Below are 18,022 nucleotides of genomic sequence, written 5' to 3'. Positions count from 1 at the left end.
ACTTCGCAACTGTTACGGTATTCTCTGCCGTCAGTGTGTCGCACAAGAATAACGAGCCCGTCCGCGCGTCGAGATATCGCCATGACCAACCTGCTGCTATACCAGCGTATCGCCCAGCAACTGGCCGAGGACATCCGTCGCGGTGTCTACCAGCCAGGCGAGCGCGTACCCTCCGTGCGTAAGATGAGCGCCCAGCTCAACGTCAGCCATGCCACGGTGCTGCAGGCCTATGCCAATCTCGAAGACCAGGGGCTGATCCGTGCGCGTCCGCAGTCGGGGTATTACGTTCACCAAACCCCGGCCCTGACTGCGCAGACGCCGGACATCGCCCGTGTGGAGCGCCCTGGCCTGGTGACCCGGGCCAGCATCATCCAGCAGGTATTGACCGAGGCCCGCCGCGATGGCGTGTTCCCGTTCGGTGCGGCGGTTCCCCATGTGGACTACCTGCCGGTGCGTGCCCTGCACCAGCAGATTGCCAAGGTGACCCGCTTCCATAGCCCGCGCGCTTTCAGCTACATGTTCAGCCCAGGCTTCGAGCCGCTGCGCCGGCAGATCGCCATTCGCATGCGCGATGCGGGGGTGCTGGTTGACCCGCGTGAAGTCATCGTGACCCATGGTTGTGTCGATGCGTTGCAGATGTCCCTGCGGGTGCTGACCCGCCCGGGGGATCTGATCGCCGCCGAATCGCCGACCTATTACGGTTTGCTGCAGTTGGCCGACTTGCTGGGCCTGAAAGTCATCGAGATCCCCAGCGATCCGTCCACCGGCGTCAGCCTTGAGGCCTTGCAGCTGGCGGCCAACCAGTGGTCGATCAAGGCGCTGGTGCTGACGGCGCGCCTGAGCAACCCGTTGGGCGGCACTATCCCCGAGGAGCGGCAGAAGCAGTTGCTGCGTCTGGCTTCGGACTTCGATATTCAGATCATCGAAGACGACATCTATGGCGAGCTGATGTTCGAGCAGGGCAAGACCAAGGCGCTCAAGGCATTCGATCGACTGGATCGAGTGATCTACTGCTCAAGCTTTTCCAAGACGCTGTCGCCGGGTGTGCGTGTCGGCTGGATGGTGGCGGGGCGCTACCAGGAGGAAATCCAGCGCCTGCAGACGTTCACCACCCATTCGGCATGCAGTGTGACGCAGATGGGGGTGGCTGCTTACCTGGAGAACGGCGGCTATGACCGCCATCTGCGCTACATCCGCCAGGAATACCGCAAAAACCTCAGCGCCTACCAGCTGGCGGTGCAGCAGCACTTCCCCGAAGGCACTCAGATGACTCGCCCAACGGGGGGGTTCATTCTGTGGGTGAGCCTGCCGGGGCGCGTCAATACCCAGGATCTGCATGTGCGGGCGCTGGAGCAGGGCATCAGTATTGCGCCAGGGTTGATCTTCAGTAACACCGAACAGTTCAACCACTGCATCCGGCTTAACTGCGGGATTCCGTGGAATAAAGAAGCCGAGAGGGCGGTGATTACCCTTGGCCTGTTGGCTCAGCAATTGTGCAGGGAGACTACGGGTTCGCTTTTGTAGGCTTGCCAGGCGCTGACGGAACAGGGAGCATACGCATTTTCCCAGCCTGACTGTCGATGTCCATGAAACTGTTGCGCTGTATCGCCCTGAGCTTTTGCCTCGCACCGCTCTGCCACTTCAGCAATGTGGCCCAGGCTGCACAGCCTGCTGCAGAGGCGCGTGCTCCCCAAACCAAGCCTGTGCAGAAGGCCGCAGCCAAGCCTGTGACCAAGCAGGCTGCCAGCAAGGCCAAGGCAAAGCCTGTGCGCAAGCCGGCCAGCAAACAGGTCAGTAAGGCGGTAGCCAAGCCGCTGCCCAAACCTAAGCTGGACCTGAGCCTGCCTGTCGAAATGGTCAATGACCTTGAGCCTAATGTGGGCAATTCGACCACGCGGCGCAAACCTTTGCTGCCCGCCATGTTCACCGAAAAGCCGCCAGCTAATGAAAGCCCGTTCCAGCTCAACGGCCGATTGATCAGCAACGAAATGCAGCTGCAATTGCGCAACGAGAGCCGCCACGATGTGGAAGGGGCGGCGATCGAATTCGAGTACCGTCAGTAGCCAATGAACTGACTGCCGGGTCACGGCAGATTTCATCGGGCCAGTAATTTCAAACGCACGTTTGAGCGGTTACTATCCGGGGACGTTCGTCCCGTTTTGCTCCAGGGGGACCTGATTTTGGTGAATAGCCATGAATTGCCGTGAGGGTTGCGGTGCTTGCTGCATCGCCCCGTCCATCAGCTCTGCAATGCCGCGCATGCCTCATGGCAAGCCGGCGGGTGAGCGCTGCCTGCACCTGACTGTCGACAACCTCTGCGACCTGTTCGGCAAGCCCGAGCGCCCGGCGGTGTGCGGCGGTTTCAAGGCGGATGTCGAGGTGTGCGGCAGTGATCGCGATGAGGCAATCAGGATTCTCGGCTGGTGGGAGCAGATGACGGCGGCGTGACAGGCTGGATCTTCGACAACAAGGATAAAGATGATGAGATCGTTCAAGCGTATTGCACTGCTGTGTGGCATGGGGGTGTTGCTGGCGCCCGCGGCCTGGGCCGAGAACTGGCAGGTGGCCAAGGACGAGGATGGGATCAAGGTTTCCCTCAGTGAGGTAGCGGGCTCCAAGTACAAGGCTTACCGCGGTGTCACTGTGATCAAGGCGCCACTGGCCAAGGTCCAGGCGCTGCAAGAGGATGTGGTCGGGGCTTGTGCCTGGGTCCACGAGTGCAAATCGCAGAAACTGCTCAAGCGTGAAGGCGACCAGAGCTGGACCTACACCCAGTTCAACACGCCATGGCCAGTGACGCCGCGCGATTCGGTGCTGCGTGTCACCACGGTAAAGGACGCGGATGGCAGTCTGACGCGCAACCTGAAGGAAGAGCCGGCCTATATCCCGGACGAGAAGGGGTTTGTGCGGGTGGCGAAAGTCGAGGGCTTCTGGAAGTTGGTGCCCAAGGGCGACACTACAGAAGTGACCTATCAGGTGCACACCGAGCCGGGTGGCAGTGTGCCGGCGATGGTGGCCAACAAGTTCGTGGTCGATGCGCCGTTCAATACCCTGAAAGCCTTGCGTGAGCGGGCTGAGAAAAACTGAGGTTTCGTGCTGCTTGTTCTGGCCTCTTCGCGGGCAAGCCCGCTCCCACAAGTGCCTCACAATCTTCGGTACCTCTTTGGGAGTGGGCTTGCCCGCGAAGAGGCTGGTACAGAAAAAAGGCAATAAAAAAGGCTGCCCGAGGGCAGCCTTTTTGCGTTCGGCTCGATGAGCTTACTTGCGGTCCTTCAGCGAGACGATGTCGCGCTTCTGCTCGCCGGTGTACAGCTGGCGCGGGCGGCCAATCTTGTACGGGCTGGAGAGCATTTCTTTCCAGTGCGAGATCCAGCCCACGGTACGTGCCAGGGCGAAGATTACGGTGAACATGCTGGTCGGAATGCCGATCGCCTTGAGGATGATCCCCGAGTAGAAGTCGACGTTCGGGTACAGCGAGCGCTCGATGAAGTACGGATCGGTCAGGGCGATCTCTTCCAGGCGCATGGCCAGTTCCAGCTGCGGGTCGTTCTTGATGCCCAGCTCGCGCAGGACTTCGTCGCAGGTCTGCTTCATCACGGTGGCGCGCGGGTCGCGGTTTTTGTAAACGCGGTGACCGAAGCCCATGAGCTTGAACGGATCGTTTTTGTCCTTGGCCTTGGCGATGAAGGTGTCGATGTTCGAGACATCGCCGATTTCATCGAGCATGGTCAGTACGGCTTCGTTCGCACCGCCGTGGGCAGGACCCCACAGTGCGGCGATACCGGCGGCGATACAAGCGAACGGGTTGGCACCCGAGGAGCCCGCCAGGCGCACGGTAGAGGTGGAGGCGTTCTGCTCGTGGTCGGCGTGGAGGATGAAGATCCGGTCCATTGCCTTGGCCAGCACCGGGCTGATCGGTTTGATCTCGCACGGGGTGTTGAACATCATGTGCAGGAAGTTTTCCGCGTACGACAGGTCGTTGCGCGGGTACATCATCGGCTGGCCCATGGAGTACTTGTAAACCATCGCGGCCAGGGTCGGCATCTTGGCGACCAGGCGCACCGCGGAAATTTCGCGGTGTTGCGGGTTATTGATGTCCAGGGAGTCGTGATAGAACGCCGACAGGGCGCCGACCACACCGCACATCACCGCCATTGGGTGAGCGTCGCGGCGGAAGCCGTTGAAGAAGGACTTCAGCTGCTCGTGAACCATGGTGTGGTTTTTCACGGTGCTGACGAACTGGGCCTTCTGCTCGGCATTCGGCAGTTCGCCGTTGAGCAGCAGGTAGCAGGTTTCGAGGTAGTCCGATTGCTCGGCGAGCTGTTCGATCGGGTAGCCGCGGTGCAGCAGAATACCCTTGTCGCCGTCGATGTAGGTGATCTTCGACTCGCACGAGGCGGTCGCCATGAAACCAGGGTCGAAGGTGAAGTGACCTGTGGCCCCCAACCCGCGGACGTCGATTACATCAGGACCAACGGTGCCGGTTAAAATGGGCAGCTCGACGGGGGCAGCGCCCTCGATGACCAACTGCGCTTTTTTGTCAGCCATGTGGCCTCCTATTAATGCTTGAAATCATCAGACAGACCCCCCACGCAGGGCCCGCACCACTATAGAGGGATAAATTCAGATGTCAATTTGCCTAAAGGCTGGTTGAAACGGGCTCTGAGGCCTGATTTTTCTCGAAATTCTCGCCCATTTACGCCTTTTGCGGGCTAAAGGCAATGCGCTATTTGGGCTACCCCATCACGTTGTCATAAGCAGCCTAACTGTCTATACTCGGCACCCGACCGCCAGGGGCTTGCAAGCCCGAACTGCTGGGGGTCGCCGTTCCCTGGGTGGTGGGTACCTGACCAGTACACTTACCAACAACTTTGCCCTGTTCGCTAGGGGCTCTTCAGTGTGAAAAAAGCCGTGAAAAGCCAACGACCTGTAAACCTAGACCTAAGGACCATCAAGCTCCCGATCACCGCGTACACGTCCATTCTGCACCGTATCTCCGGCGTCATCCTGTTCCTCGGCCTGGCCATCATGCTTTATGCATTGGGCAAGTCCCTGGGTTCCGAGGAAGGCTTCGGTGAGGTGAAGGCGTGTCTGACCAGTCCGCTGGCCAAACTGGTGACCTGGGCCCTGCTGTCCGCCCTGCTGTATCACCTGGTGGCAGGTGTTCGCCACCTGATCATGGACATGGGCATCGGTGAGACGCTGGAAGGCGGCAAACTGGGCTCGAAAATCGTGATTGTCATCTCCGTGGTGGTGATCGTTCTGGTGGGAGTTTGGGTATGGTAACCAATGTCACGAACCTGTCGCGTTCGGGCCTCTATGACTGGATGGCACAGCGCGTCTCTGCGGTCGTTCTCGCGGCTTACTTCCTCTTCCTGATCGGTTACGTGGTAGCCCACCCAGGTATCGACTATGCCCAGTGGCACGGTCTGTTCTCCAACAACGCGATGCGGATCTTCAGTCTGCTGGCCCTCGTTGCCCTGGGCGCTCACGCCTGGGTCGGCATGTGGACCATTGCCACCGACTACCTGACGCCGATGGCGTTCGGCAAGTCGGCAACTGCGATTCGTTTCCTGTTCCAGGCGGTATGCGGCGTTGCGATGTTCGCTTACTTCGTCTGGGGTGTGCAGATTCTCTGGGGTATCTGATCCATGGCTAGCATTCCAACTATTTCCTTCGACGCCATCATTATTGGTGGCGGCGGTGCCGGCATGCGCGCAGCGCTGCAGCTGGCTCAAGGTGGTCACAAGACTGCCGTAGTCACCAAGGTCTTCCCGACCCGTTCGCACACTGTATCCGCCCAGGGCGGCATCACCTGCGCCATCGCTTCGGCCGACCCGAACGATGACTGGCGCTGGCACATGTACGATACCGTCAAAGGTTCCGACTACATCGGTGACCAGGACGCTATCGAATACATGTGTCAGGAAGGCCCGGCTGCGGTCTTCGAGCTGGACCACATGGGCCTGCCGTTCTCGCGTACCGAAACCGGCCGTATCTACCAGCGTCCGTTCGGTGGCCAGTCCAAGGACTTCGGCAAGGGTGGCCAGGCTGCCCGTACCTGTGCCGCCTCCGACCGTACCGGTCACGCGCTGCTGCACACCCTGTACCAGGGCAACCTGAAAGCCGGCACCACCTTCCTCAACGAGTACTACGCCGTTGACCTGGTGAAGAACCAGGACGGCGCTTTCGTTGGTGTGATCGCAATCTGCATCGAAACCGGCGAAACCCTGTACATCAAGTCCAAGGCCACCGTTCTGGCCACTGGCGGTGCGGGCCGTATCTACGCCTCGACCACCAACGCCCTGATCAACACCGGTGACGGTGTCGGCATGGCCCTGCGTGCCGGTGTGCCGGTGCAGGACATCGAAATGTGGCAGTTCCACCCAACTGGCATTGCCGGCGCCGGTGTACTGGTCACCGAGGGTTGCCGCGGTGAAGGTGGCTACCTGATCAACGCCCACGGCGAGCGCTTCATGGAGCGTTACGCGCCGAACGCGAAAGACCTGGCCGGCCGCGACGTGGTTGCCCGCTCCATGGTCAAAGAGATCATCGCCGGCAATGGCGTGGGCCCGAACAAGGACCACGTACTGCTGAAGCTGGACCACCTGGGCGAGGAAGTGCTGCACAGCCGCCTGCCAGGTATCTGCGAGCTGTCCAAGACCTTCGCCCACGTCGACCCAGTGGTCGCGCCGGTGCCGGTCGTGCCAACCTGCCACTACATGATGGGTGGTGTTGCCACCAACATTCATGGCCAGGCCATCACCATGGACGCCGAAGGCAAGGACCACATCATCCCAGGCCTGTTCGCCGTAGGTGAAGTGGCGTGCGTATCGGTCCACGGCGCCAACCGCCTGGGCGGTAACTCGCTGCTCGACCTGGTGGTGTTCGGTCGTGCTGCCGGCCTGCACCTGGAAAAGGCGCTGACCGAAGGCGTCGAGTACCGCGATGCCAGCGACACCGATGTCGACGTTGCCCTGAACCGCCTGAACAAGCTCAACGAGCGTACCACTGGCGAAGACGTGGCAAGCCTGAAGCGCGAGCTGCAAAGCTGCATGCAGAACTACTTCGGTGTATTCCGTACTGGCGAATACATGCAGAAGGGTATCGAGCAGCTGGCTGGCCTGCGTGACCGCATCGCCAACGTGAAGATCAACGACAAGTCCCAGGCCTTCAACACCGCGCGTATCGAAGCGCTGGAGCTGCAGAACCTGCTGGAAGTTGCCGAAGCTACCGCCATTGCGGCCGAAGCCCGTAAAGAGTCGCGCGGTGCTCACGCCCGTGAAGACTTCGAAGACCGTGACGACGAGAACTGGCTGTGCCACACCCTGTACTACCCGGGTGAGAAGCGCGTTGCCAAGCGTGGCGTCAACTTTGCGCCGAAGACCGTACCGGCCTTCGAGCCAAAAATCCGGACTTACTAAGGGTGGCTGCTATGTTGAAAGTCGAAGTTTATCGTTACAACCCCGACACCGACTCGGCGCCCAAGATGGAGTCGTTCGACGTCGATACCGGCGGCAAGGACCTGATGGTTCTGGACGTGCTGGCGCTGATCAAGGAAAAGGACGAGGGTTTCTCGTACCGTCGCTCCTGCCGTGAAGGCGTGTGCGGTTCCGATGGCATGAACATGAACGGCAAGAACGGCCTGGCCTGCATCACCCCGCTGTCGGGCGTGGTCAAGGGTAACAAGCTGGTGCTGCGCCCGCTGCCGGGCCTGCCGGTCATTCGTGACCTGGTCGTCGACATGAGCATCTTCTACAAGCAGTACGAGAAGGTGAAGCCGTTCCTGCAGAACGACACGCCGGCCCCAGCCATCGAGCGTCTGCAGTCGCCAGAAGAGCGTGACAAGCTGGACGGTCTGTACGAGTGCATCCTGTGCGCTTGCTGCTCGACCTCCTGCCCATCGTTCTGGTGGAACCCAGACAAGTTCCTGGGCCCAGCGGCCCTGCTGCAGGCCTATCGCTTCCTGGCCGACAGCCGTGACACCAAGACCCAGGAGCGTCTGGCGTCCCTGGATGACCCGTTCAGCGTATTCCGCTGCCGCGGGATCATGAACTGCGTCAACGTTTGCCCGAAGGGTCTGAACCCGACCAAGGCAATCGGTCACGTACGTAACATGCTGCTGCAAAGCGGCACCTGATTCAAAGCGTTGTAACTGCAGTAAGCCGAGGTGCGGGTGGTGAGCCCGCACTGAGGTAAACCTGAGCAAGGGCCCACAAAGCCCGCGCTCGATACCTATGAAGATATGAGACCAGCAGGGGCTTTCCGGGCTGGTACCCGGAAAATCAGCAAGATCCAAGTGGCGTGGTTCAGTCGCTGTGTTCGGACTTTTCCAGGTTTGCTGTGGCTCTCGCCGATCAGTCCCCTAACCGAGGGTGACCAAGCATGCAAGAAAGCGTGATGCAGCGCATGTGGGAAAGCGCCCACCTTTCAGGTGGTAACGCTGCATATGTGGAAGAGCTCTACGAGCTCTACCTGCACGACCCTAACGCTGTGCCAGAAGAGTGGCGCACTTACTTCCAGAAGTTGCCAGCCGACGGCAGCACCGCTACTGATGTATCGCACTCGACAATCCGCGACCATTTCGTACTGCTGGCAAAGAACCAGCGCCGCGCCCAACCGGTATCCGCCGGGAGCGTGAGCAGTGAACACGAGAAGAAGCAGGTTGAAGTTCTGCGACTGATCCAGGCCTATCGTATGCGCGGCCATCAGGCTGCCAAGCTCGACCCGTTGGGGTTGTGGCAGCGCCCAGCGCCCGTAGACCTGTCGATCAATCACTACGGCTTGACCAATGCCGATCTTGATACGACCTTCCGTGCCGGCGACCTGTTCATCGGCAAAGAGGAAGCGAGCCTACGCGAGATCTTCGAGGCGCTCCAGAAGACATATTGTCGCACCATTGGCGCCGAGTTCACCCACATCGTCGATTCCGAGCAGCGCAGCTGGTTCCAGCAGCGCCTCGAAAGCGTGCGCGGCCGTCCGGAGTTTTCCGCAGACGTGCAGGCTCACCTGCTTGAGCGCGTCACAGCCGGTGAGGGCCTTGAGAAGTACCTGGGCACCAAGTACCCAGGCACCAAGCGTTTCGGCCTGGAGGGCGGCGAAAGCCTGATCCCGATGCTGGACGAAATGATCCAGCGCTCCGGCTCCTACGGCACTAAAGAAGTCGTAATCGGCATGGCCCACCGCGGCCGTCTGAACGTGCTGGTCAACACCTTCGGCAAGAACCCGCGCGAGCTGTTCGACGAGTTCGAAGGCAAGAAGATGAACGAGCTGGGCTCCGGTGACGTGAAGTATCACCAGGGCTTCTCCTCGAACGTGATGACCACCGGTGGCGAAGTTCACCTGGCCATGGCGTTCAACCCGTCCCACCTGGAAATCGTCTCGCCAGTGGTTGAAGGCTCGGTGCGCGCCCGTCAGGACCGTCGCAACGACACCGTCGGCGACAAGGTGCTGCCGATCTCGATCCACGGTGACGCTGCATTTGCCGGCCAAGGCGTGGTGCTGGAAACCTTCCAGATGTCGCAGACCCGCGGTTTCAAGACCGGCGGTACCGTGCACATCGTGATCAACAACCAGGTTGGTTTCACCATCAGCAACCCGCTGGACGCGCGTTCCACCGAGTACGCCACCGACGTCGCCAAGATGATTCAGGCGCCGATCCTGCACGTCAACGGTGATGACCCGGAAGCCGTGCTGTTCGTGACCCAGCTGGCCATCGATTACCGCATGCAGTTCAAGCGTGACGTGGTCGTCGACCTGGTCTGCTACCGTCGTCGCGGCCACAACGAGGCCGACGAGCCGAACGGTACCCAGCCGCTGATGTATCAGCAGATCAGCAAGCAGCGCACCACCCGTGAGCTGTATGCCGAGGCACTGATCCAGGCCGGTCGCATCGACGCCGAGCGCGCTCAGGCCAAGATCGACGAGTACCGCAACGCCCTGGACAACGGCCTGCACGTGGTCAAGAGCCTGGTCAAGGAGCCGAACCGCGAGCTGTTCGTCGACTGGCGTCCGTACCTGGGCCACGCCTGGACCGCGCGTCACGACACCCGTTTCGACCTCAAGACCCTGCAGGACCTGTCGGCCAAGCTGCTGGAGCTGCCAGAAGGCTTCGTCGTTCAGCGCCAGGTTTCGAAGATCTACGAAGATCGCCAGAAGATGCAGGCCGGTGGCTTGCCGATCAACTGGGGTTATGCAGAGACCATGGCCTACGCCACCCTGCAGTTCGAGGGTCACCCGATCCGCATGACCGGCCAGGACATCGGCCGTGGCACCTTCTCGCACCGTCACGCGGTGTTGCACAACCAGAAGGACGCCAGCACCTACGTACCGCTGCAGAACCTGTTCCCAGGCCAGCCGCGCTTCGACCTGTACGACTCCTTCCTGTCGGAAGAAGCGGTACTGGCCTTCGAATACGGCTACTCGACCACCACGCCGAACGCGCTGGTGATCTGGGAAGCTCAGTTCGGCGACTTCGCCAACGGTGCGCAAGTGGTGATCGACCAGTTCATCACCAGCGGCGAGCACAAGTGGGGCCGTCTGTGCGGTCTGACCATGCTGCTGCCACACGGCTACGAAGGTCAGGGCCCGGAGCACTCCTCCGCGCGTCTGGAGCGTTACCTGCAGCTGTGCGCCGAGCACAACATCCAGGTCTGCGTACCGACCACCCCGGCACAGATCTACCACCTGCTGCGTCGCCAGGTCATCCGTCCGCTGCGCAAGCCGCTGATCGTCCTGACGCCTAAGTCGCTGCTGCGCCACAAGCTGGCCATCTCGACCCTGGAAGACCTGGCAGAAGGCTCGTTCCAGACCGTGATCCCGGAAATCGACACCCTGGATCCGGCCAAGGTTGAACGCCTGGTGCTGTGCAGCGGCAAGGTCTACTACGACCTGCTGGAAAAACGCCGTGCCGAAGGCCGTGAAGACATCGCCATCGTGCGTATTGAGCAGCTGTACCCGTTCCCGGAAGACGACCTGGTCGAAATCCTGGCGCCGTACACCAACCTCAAGCATGCCGTCTGGTGTCAGGAAGAGCCCATGAACCAGGGCGCCTGGTACAGCAGTCAGCACCACATGCGCCGTATCCTGGGCCGCCACAACAAGGCGCTGGTCCTGGAATACGCCGGCCGCGACGCGTCTGCCGCGCCAGCCTGTGGTTACGCTTCGAAGCACGCCGAACAGCAGGAAAAACTGCTGCAAGACGCCTTCACTGTTTAACGCCTTCGCGCACTTGAAACCGAATTTAAGGAAACACTGATAATGGCTATCGAGATCAAAGCCCCAACCTTCCCGGAATCGGTTGCCGACGGCACCGTTGCCACCTGGCACAAGAAGCCGGGCGAAGCCGTCAAGCGTGACGAGCTGATCGTCGACATCGAGACCGACAAAGTCGTCCTGGAAGTCTTGGCCACCGCCGATGGCGTGATGGGCGACATCGTCAAAGGCGAGGGCGACACCGTCCTGTCCGACGAAGTACTGGGTTCGATCGTTGAAGGTGGCGCTGCCGCTGCACCTGCTGCTGCTCCGGCCGCTGCTGTCCCGGCTGCCGCTGCCGCCGACGCTGGCGAAGACGACCCGGTTGCTGCTCCAGCCGCACGCAAGCTGGCTGAAGAGAACGGTATCGACCTGGCTACCGTTGCCGGCACTGGCAAAGGCGGTCGCGTCACCAAGGAAGACGTGGTGGCTGCAGTTGCCAACAAGAAGTCCGCACCTGCTGCTGCACCGGCTGCCAAGCCTGCCGCTGCCGCTGCCCCGGTTGTGACCGCCGCTGGCGATCGCACCGAGAAGCGTGTGCCGATGACCCGTCTGCGTGCCAAGATCGCCGAGCGCCTGGTCGAAGCCCAGTCCAACATGGCGATGCTGACCACCTTCAACGAAGTCGACATGACCGAAGTCATGGCCCTGCGTTCGAAGTACAAGGACCTGTTCGAGAAGACCCACAACGGCGTACGCCTGGGCTTCATGTCGTTCTTCGTCAAGGCCGCCACCGAAGCGCTGAAGCGTTTCCCGGCTGTCAACGCCTCGATCGACGGCAACGACATCGTCTACCACGGCTTCGCCGACGTCGGTGTTGCTGTCTCCAGCGACCGTGGCCTGGTGGTTCCGGTACTGCGTAACGCCGAGTCGATGAGCCTGGCTGAAATCGAGAACGGCATCGCTACCTTCGGCAAGAAGGCCCGTGACGGCAAACTGTCGATCGAAGAAATGACCGGCGGCACCTTCACCATCACCAACGGTGGTACCTTCGGTTCGATGATGTCGACCCCGATCGTCAACCCGCCGCAGGCTGCCATTCTCGGCATGCACAACATCATCCAGCGTCCGATGGCCATCAACGGCCAAGTGGTCATCCGCCCGATGATGTACCTGGCGCTGTCGTACGATCACCGCCTGATCGACGGCAAGGAAGCGGTAACCTTCCTGGTCACCATCAAGAACCTGCTGGAAGATCCGTCTCGCCTGCTGCTGGACATCTAACCCTCTGGCTGCGTACCGTTCGGCGCCTGGCCTCGAAAGAGGCGGGGCCGCGCGGTTCGCGGCTTGTAGCTTGTAGCTGATAAGGAATCTTTTATGACCCAGAAATTCGACGTAGTGGTGATTGGTGCAGGTCCTGGCGGCTATGTGGCTGCCATCAAGGCTGCCCAACTTGGTCTGAAGACTGCCTGTATCGAGAAATACACCGACGCCGAGGGCAAACTGGCCCTGGGCGGCACCTGCCTGAACGTAGGTTGCATCCCATCCAAGGCGCTGCTGGACAGCTCCTGGAAGTACAAGGAAGCCAAAGAGAGCTTCAACGTCCACGGTATCTCCACTGGCGAAGTGAAGATGGACGTCGCCGCGATGGTTGGCCGCAAGGCCGGCATCGTCAAGAACCTGACCGGTGGCGTTGCCACCCTGTTCAAGGCCAACGGCGTTACTTCGATCCAGGGCCACGGCAAACTGCTGGCTGGCAAGAAAGTCGAAGTCACCAAGGCTGACGGCACCACCGAAATCATCGAAGCCGACAACGTGATTCTGGCCTCCGGCTCGCGTCCGATCGACATTCCGCCGGCTCCGGTCGACCAGAACGTCATCGTCGACTCCACCGGCGCCCTGGAATTCCAATCGGTTCCCAAGCGTCTGGGCGTTATCGGTGCTGGCGTGATCGGCCTGGAGCTGGGTTCGGTATGGGCTCGCCTGGGTGCTGAAGTCACCGTCCTGGAAGCCCTGGACACCTTCCTGATGGCTGCCGACGCCGCTGTCTCGAAAGAAGCCCAGAAGACCCTGACCAAGCAAGGCCTGGACATCAAGCTGGGCGCTCGCGTCACCGGCTCGAAAGTCAACGGCAACGAAGTCGAAGTCACCTACACCAACGCCGAAGGCGAACAGAAGATCACCTTCGACAAGCTGATCGTCGCGGTCGGCCGTCGTCCGGTAACCACTGACCTGCTGGCCTCCGACAGCGGCGTGACCATCGACGAACGTGGCTACATTTTCGTCGACGATCACTGCGCTACCAGCGTTCCGGGCGTGTTCGCCATCGGTGACGTGGTACGCGGCATGATGCTGGCCCACAAGGCCTCGGAAGAGGGCATCATGGTTGTCGAGCGCATCAAGGGCCACAAAGCCCAGATGAACTACGACCTGATCCCTTCGGTTATCTACACCCACCCGGAAATCGCGTGGGTCGGCAAGACCGAACAAGCCTTGAAGGCAGAGGGTGTTGAGGTTAACGTAGGCACCTTCCCGTTCGCGGCCAGCGGCCGTGCGATGGCGGCCAACGACACCGGTGGTTTCGTCAAGGTCATCGCCGATGCCAAGACCGACCGCGTACTGGGTGTGCACGTGATTGGCCCATCGGCTGCCGAGCTGGTACAGCAGGGCGCAATCGCAATGGAATTCGGCACCAGTGCCGAGGACCTGGGCATGATGGTCTTCAGCCATCCAACCCTGTCCGAAGCGTTGCATGAAGCAGCGCTGGCAGTGAATGGCGGCGCCATTCACGTGGCCAACCGTAAGAAGCGTTAATTATAAGAAACCACGGCGGGCTGCCCGTCGTGAGTCTTGCGTGCATGACTCACCGCGGAAAGTTCGCCGGATCGAACTACACGGGAAAACCCGGGGTTAACGGTCACAGGTGGTGCGGCGCCAGCAATGGCGCAGCGCCGAAGCGCAGTACCTAACGAAGACGGTAAAAAGCATGAATCTTCACGAGTATCAGGGTAAGCAGCTGTTCGCTGAATACGGCCTGCCAGTTTCCAAGGGTTTCGCAGTCGACACCCCTGAAGCTGCAGCAGAAGCTTGCGACAAGATCGGCGGTTCCGAGTGGGTTGTAAAAGCCCAGGTTCACGCAGGTGGTCGCGGTAAAGCGGGCGGCGTCAAGCTGGTTCGCAGCAAGGAAGACGCCAAGGCGTTCGCTGCGCAATGGTTGGGCAAGCGTCTGGTAACCTACCAGACCGACGCCAACGGTCAGCCAGTGACAAAGATCCTGGTCGAATCCTGCACTGACATCGCCAAAGAGCTGTACCTGGGCGCTGTAGTCGATCGCTCGAGCCGCCGCATCGTGTTCATGGCCTCCACCGAAGGTGGCGTGGACATCGAGAAAGTTGCTCACGAAACTCCTGAGAAGATCATCAAGGCTACTATCGATCCGCTGGTCGGCGCTCAGCCGTTCCAGGGTCGTGAACTGGCATTCCAGCTGGGTCTGGAAGGCAAGCAAGTTGCTCAGTTCGCCAAGATTTTCGTAGGCCTGGCCAAGCTGTTCAAAGAACACGACCTGGCCCTGCTGGAAGTCAACCCGCTGGTCATCAAGGCCGACGGCGACCTGCACTGCCTGGATGCGAAGATCAACATCGACGCAAACGCCATGTACCGTCAGCCTAAGCTGAAAACCTTCCACGACCCGTCCCAGGACGATCCTCGTGAAGCCCACGCTGCCAGCTTCGAGCTGAACTACGTGGCCCTGGAAGGCAACATCGGCTGCATGGTCAACGGTGCCGGCCTGGCCATGGGTACCATGGACATCGTCAACCTGCACGGCGGCAAGCCAGCCAACTTCCTCGACGTAGGTGGTGGTGCTACCAAAGAGCGCGTTACCGAAGCCTTCAAGATCATTCTGTCCGACAGCAATGTCGCGGCCGTTCTGGTCAACATCTTCGGCGGCATCGTTCGCTGCGACATGATTGCCGAAGGCATCATCGGTGCAGTGAAAGAAGTCGGCGTTAAAGTTCCAGTTGTTGTTCGCCTCGAAGGCAACAACGCCGAACTGGGCGCTAAAGTACTGGCAGAAAGCGGTTTGAACATCATTGCGGCAACCAGCCTGACCGACGCTGCTCAACAAGTTGTCAAAGCTGCGGAGGGCAAGTAATGAGCGTCCTGATCAATAAAGACACCAAAGTTATCTGCCAGGGCTTCACCGGCTCGCAGGGTACTTTCCACTCCGAACAAGCCATCGCCTACGGCACCAAGATGGTCGGCGGCGTCACCCCAGGCAAGGGTGGCACCACCCACCTGGGCCTGCCGGTGTTCAACACCGTCAAGGAAGCTGTGGAAGTGACCGGCGCTGACGCTTCGGTCATCTACGTTCCGGCTCCGTTCTGCAAAGACTCGATCCTGGAAGCGGCCTTCGGCGGCATCAAGCTGATCGTCTGCATCACCGAAGGCATTCCTACCCTGGACATGCTGGATGCCAAGGTCAAGTGCGACGAGCTGGGCGTTACCCTGATCGGCCCTAACTGCCCAGGCGTCATCACCCCGGGCGAGTGCAAGATCGGCATCATGCCAGGTCACATCCACTTGCCAGGCAAGGTCGGTATCGTGTCGCGTTCCGGCACCCTGACCTATGAAGCGGTCAAGCAGACCACCGACGCCGGCTTCGGCCAGTCGACCTGCGTCGGCATCGGCGGTGACCCGATCCCAGGCTCCAACTTCATCGATATCCTGAAGCTGTTCCAGGAAGACCCGAAGACCGAAGCGATCGTCATGATCGGTGAGATCGGCGGTTCGGCTGAAGAAGAAGCCGCGGCCTACATCAAGGCCCACGTTACCAAGCCTGTCGTTTCCTACATCGCCGGTGTGACTGCACCTGCGGGCAAGCGCATGGGCCACGCCGGCGCCATCATCTCTGGCGGCAAAGGCACTGCGGACGAGAAGTTCGCTGCGCTGCAGGACGCGGGTGTGAAAACCGTGCGTTCGCTGGCTGACATCGGCAAGGCCCTGGCCGAGCTGACTGGCTGGGAAGCCAAGAAGTAATACGCTTTACCCCCCACGCGCACAGAGGCCACCTTCGGGTGGCCTTTGTCGTTGTTGGGATTGTGTTTCTGCTGTGCTGGCCTCTTCGCGTGCACTGAACCTGTGGGAGCGGGCTTGCCCGCGAAGAGGCCAGTACAGGCAACAAAGAATGTTCGATAGGTTTGATAGGGCTTTTCACACAGACACTTTCCATACCCCTGCGATAATTACCCCGTCCCCGGTCACACAGACGACAAACACATACGCACATCGGACAAGCAGCACTGTGCCAGTGCGTTTAACTGTCAAAACAGTTAATCTACGCGTTCACTCTGTGCCCGTCCCCCAAAAGGGAACGACACGCTAAACGGGTCTGGCTCACCAAGCCGGGCAGCATTTCCCTCATCCATAGGGAAATCCCCTCTCGAATCCCGATTTCAGCAGTGTGGTACTACCTCAAATGAAAGTTTTAAAAGGCCAGGATATCCTGGCACTTGGCTTTATGACGTTTGCGCTTTTCGTGGGCGCCGGCAATATCATCTTCCCGCCTATCGTCGGTCTGCAGTCTGGCCCGCACGTGTGGATGGCTGCCCTAGGCTTCCTGGTGACTGCGGTGGGCCTGCCGGTGATCACCGTGGTCGCACTGGCCAAGGTCGGTGGTGGCATGGATGCCTTGAGCAGCCCAATCGGCAAGTTCTTCGGTGGCCTGCTGGCGGCCGTGTGCTACCTGTCGGTCGGCCCGCTGTTCGCCACGCCGCGTACCGCGACCGTGTCGTTCGAAGTGGGTGTGGCGCCGTTGACCGGTGAAAGCCCGCTGGCACTGTTCATCTACAGCCTGGTGTACTTCATCGTGGTGCTGGCGGTGTCCATGTATCCGGGCAAGCTGCTCGATACCGTGGGGCGCTTCCTCGCGCCGCTGAAGATCATCGCCCTGGCCGTGCTCGGTATCGCCGCGTTCGCGCTGCCTGCCGGCACCATTGGTGAAGCGCAACCTGCCTATGCGGCTGCTGCGTTTTCCAAGGGCTTTTCCGATGGCTACCTGACCATGGACACCCTGGGTGCGCTGGTCTTCGGTATCGTCATCGTCAATGCCATCCGCTCGCGGGGTGTCGAATCGCCTAAGCTGATCACCCGCTACGCCATCATCGCCGGCCTTATCGCCGGTGTGGGCCTGGCGCTGGTGTACATCAGCCTGTTCCGCCTGGGTGCCGGCAGCCACGATATCGCGGCTGACGCCACCAACGGTGCGGCGGTACTGCATGCCTATGTGCAGCACACCTTCGGTTCGCTGGGCAGTGGCTTCCTGGCCGTGCTGATCGCGCTGGCCTGCCTGGTGACTGCGGTGGGCCTGACCTGCGCGTGCGCCGAGTACTTCAGCCAGGTTCTGCCGCTGTCGTATCGTGCACTGGTGGTGATCCTGGCTGGGTTCTCGCTGGTGATCTCCAACCTGGGCCTGACCAAGCTGATCATGTTCTCGATCCCGGTGCTTACGGCGATCTATCCACCCTGCATCGTGGTGGTGGGCTTGAGCTTCGTGAAGGATCTGTGGAACTCGCCAACGCGCATTCTCGCGCCGGTCATGCTGGTGTCGCTGGTGTTCGGTATGGTCGATGCGATCAAGGGCAGCAGCATTGCCAACGTGTTGCCGGACTTCCTGGCGCACTTGCCGTTGAGTGATCAGGGCCTGGCCTGGCTGGTGCCTTCGGTGGTAACCCTGGGCGCTGCCGTGGTGTGCGACCGCATGTTGGGCAAGCCGCGCGAAGCGCTGGCTTGATAGGTTGAGGCCCGAGGGCTGCACCGGCCACAAGCCGTA

The 18,022-nt window shown here is 60.6% G+C and carries 15 protein-coding genes; 14 read left to right on the top strand and 1 reads right to left on the bottom strand.

Going from position 1 to position 18,022, the window contains the following annotated elements; genetic code table 11:
* Positions 1-81 precede the first annotated feature (81 nt).
* The 4 genes from ACSSU5_RS02390 to ACSSU5_RS02375 all read left to right on the top strand — a co-directional run bounded on the left by ACSSU5_RS02390 (position 82) and on the right by ACSSU5_RS02375 (position 3,087).
* The gene (locus ACSSU5_RS02390) at positions 82-1,524 is read left to right on the top strand and encodes an aminotransferase-like domain-containing protein (protein ID WP_264312317.1); all 1,443 of its coding nucleotides are present in this window, start codon (positions 82-84) and stop codon (positions 1,522-1,524) included.
* A 62-nt stretch (positions 1,525-1,586) separates the two neighbouring features.
* Positions 1,587-2,063, top strand: coding sequence for a hypothetical protein (locus ACSSU5_RS02385; RefSeq protein ID WP_492561299.1), 477 nt, complete (start codon positions 1,587-1,589; stop codon positions 2,061-2,063).
* Between the two features lie 130 nt (positions 2,064-2,193).
* A complete protein-coding gene (locus ACSSU5_RS02380) occupies positions 2,194-2,448 on the top strand; it encodes a YkgJ family cysteine cluster protein (RefSeq protein ID WP_033699278.1) in 255 nt (84 codons plus the stop codon).
* 33 nt (positions 2,449-2,481) lie between these two features.
* Positions 2,482-3,087 carry an START domain-containing protein gene (locus ACSSU5_RS02375; protein WP_492560512.1) on the top strand — a complete coding sequence of 202 codons (606 nt, stop codon included), beginning with the start codon at positions 2,482-2,484 and terminating at the stop codon, positions 3,085-3,087.
* A 171-nt stretch (positions 3,088-3,258) separates the two neighbouring features.
* On the opposite strand, the gene gltA is transcribed toward ACSSU5_RS02375, so the two are convergent.
* A complete protein-coding gene (gene gltA / locus ACSSU5_RS02370; RefSeq protein ID WP_264312318.1) occupies positions 3,259-4,548 on the bottom strand; it encodes a citrate synthase in 1,290 nt (429 codons plus the stop codon).
* A 351-nt stretch (positions 4,549-4,899) separates the two neighbouring features.
* On the opposite strand from gltA, the gene sdhC reads away from it, so the two are divergent.
* The 10 genes from sdhC (at position 4,900) to brnQ (ending at position 17,983) form a co-directional block, all read left to right on the top strand.
* Entirely contained in the window at positions 4,900-5,286 is a 387-nt protein-coding gene (gene sdhC / locus ACSSU5_RS02365; RefSeq protein ID WP_077068487.1) for a succinate dehydrogenase, cytochrome b556 subunit, read from the top strand.
* Positions 5,280-5,648: a succinate dehydrogenase, hydrophobic membrane anchor protein gene (sdhD, locus tag ACSSU5_RS02360; protein WP_027592876.1), complete on the top strand. Its 369-nt coding sequence runs from the start codon at positions 5,280-5,282 to the stop codon at positions 5,646-5,648. The genes sdhC and sdhD overlap by 7 nt, the downstream gene beginning before the upstream one ends.
* A gap of 3 nt (positions 5,649-5,651) precedes the next feature.
* The gene (sdhA, locus tag ACSSU5_RS02355; RefSeq protein WP_027592875.1) at positions 5,652-7,424 is read left to right on the top strand and encodes a succinate dehydrogenase flavoprotein subunit; all 1,773 of its coding nucleotides are present in this window, start codon (positions 5,652-5,654) and stop codon (positions 7,422-7,424) included.
* An 11-nt stretch (positions 7,425-7,435) separates the two neighbouring features.
* Entirely contained in the window at positions 7,436-8,140 is a 705-nt protein-coding gene (locus ACSSU5_RS02350; RefSeq protein WP_008091906.1) for a succinate dehydrogenase iron-sulfur subunit, read from the top strand.
* Positions 8,141-8,385: 245 nt separating this feature from the next.
* Positions 8,386-11,217 (top strand): 2-oxoglutarate dehydrogenase E1 component, encoded by a 2,832-nt coding sequence (locus tag ACSSU5_RS02345; protein ID WP_264312319.1) that lies wholly within the window; start codon positions 8,386-8,388, stop codon positions 11,215-11,217.
* Between the two features lie 42 nt (positions 11,218-11,259).
* Positions 11,260-12,477, top strand: coding sequence for a 2-oxoglutarate dehydrogenase complex dihydrolipoyllysine-residue succinyltransferase (odhB, locus tag ACSSU5_RS02340; protein ID WP_492560511.1), 1,218 nt, complete (start codon positions 11,260-11,262; stop codon positions 12,475-12,477).
* Between the two features lie 93 nt (positions 12,478-12,570).
* Positions 12,571-14,007 carry a dihydrolipoyl dehydrogenase gene (gene lpdA, locus ACSSU5_RS02335; RefSeq protein ID WP_492560510.1) on the top strand — a complete coding sequence of 479 codons (1,437 nt, stop codon included), beginning with the start codon at positions 12,571-12,573 and terminating at the stop codon, positions 14,005-14,007.
* A gap of 172 nt (positions 14,008-14,179) precedes the next feature.
* Positions 14,180-15,346 (top strand): ADP-forming succinate--CoA ligase subunit beta, encoded by a 1,167-nt coding sequence (sucC, locus tag ACSSU5_RS02330; RefSeq protein ID WP_008091914.1) that lies wholly within the window; start codon positions 14,180-14,182, stop codon positions 15,344-15,346.
* Positions 15,346-16,230 carry a succinate--CoA ligase subunit alpha gene (gene sucD, locus ACSSU5_RS02325; protein WP_264312322.1) on the top strand — a complete coding sequence of 295 codons (885 nt, stop codon included), beginning with the start codon at positions 15,346-15,348 and terminating at the stop codon, positions 16,228-16,230. The genes sucC and sucD overlap by 1 nt, the downstream gene beginning before the upstream one ends.
* 439 nt (positions 16,231-16,669) lie before the next feature.
* A complete protein-coding gene (gene brnQ, locus ACSSU5_RS02320) occupies positions 16,670-17,983 on the top strand; it encodes a branched-chain amino acid transport system II carrier protein (RefSeq protein WP_492560509.1) in 1,314 nt (437 codons plus the stop codon).
* Positions 17,984-18,022: the final 39 nt, after the last annotated feature.

The sequence above is a fragment of the Pseudomonas sp. E1MeOHC2 genome, from assembly GCF_058745025.1.
This window is presented reverse-complemented; position numbering and strand designations above follow the sequence as displayed.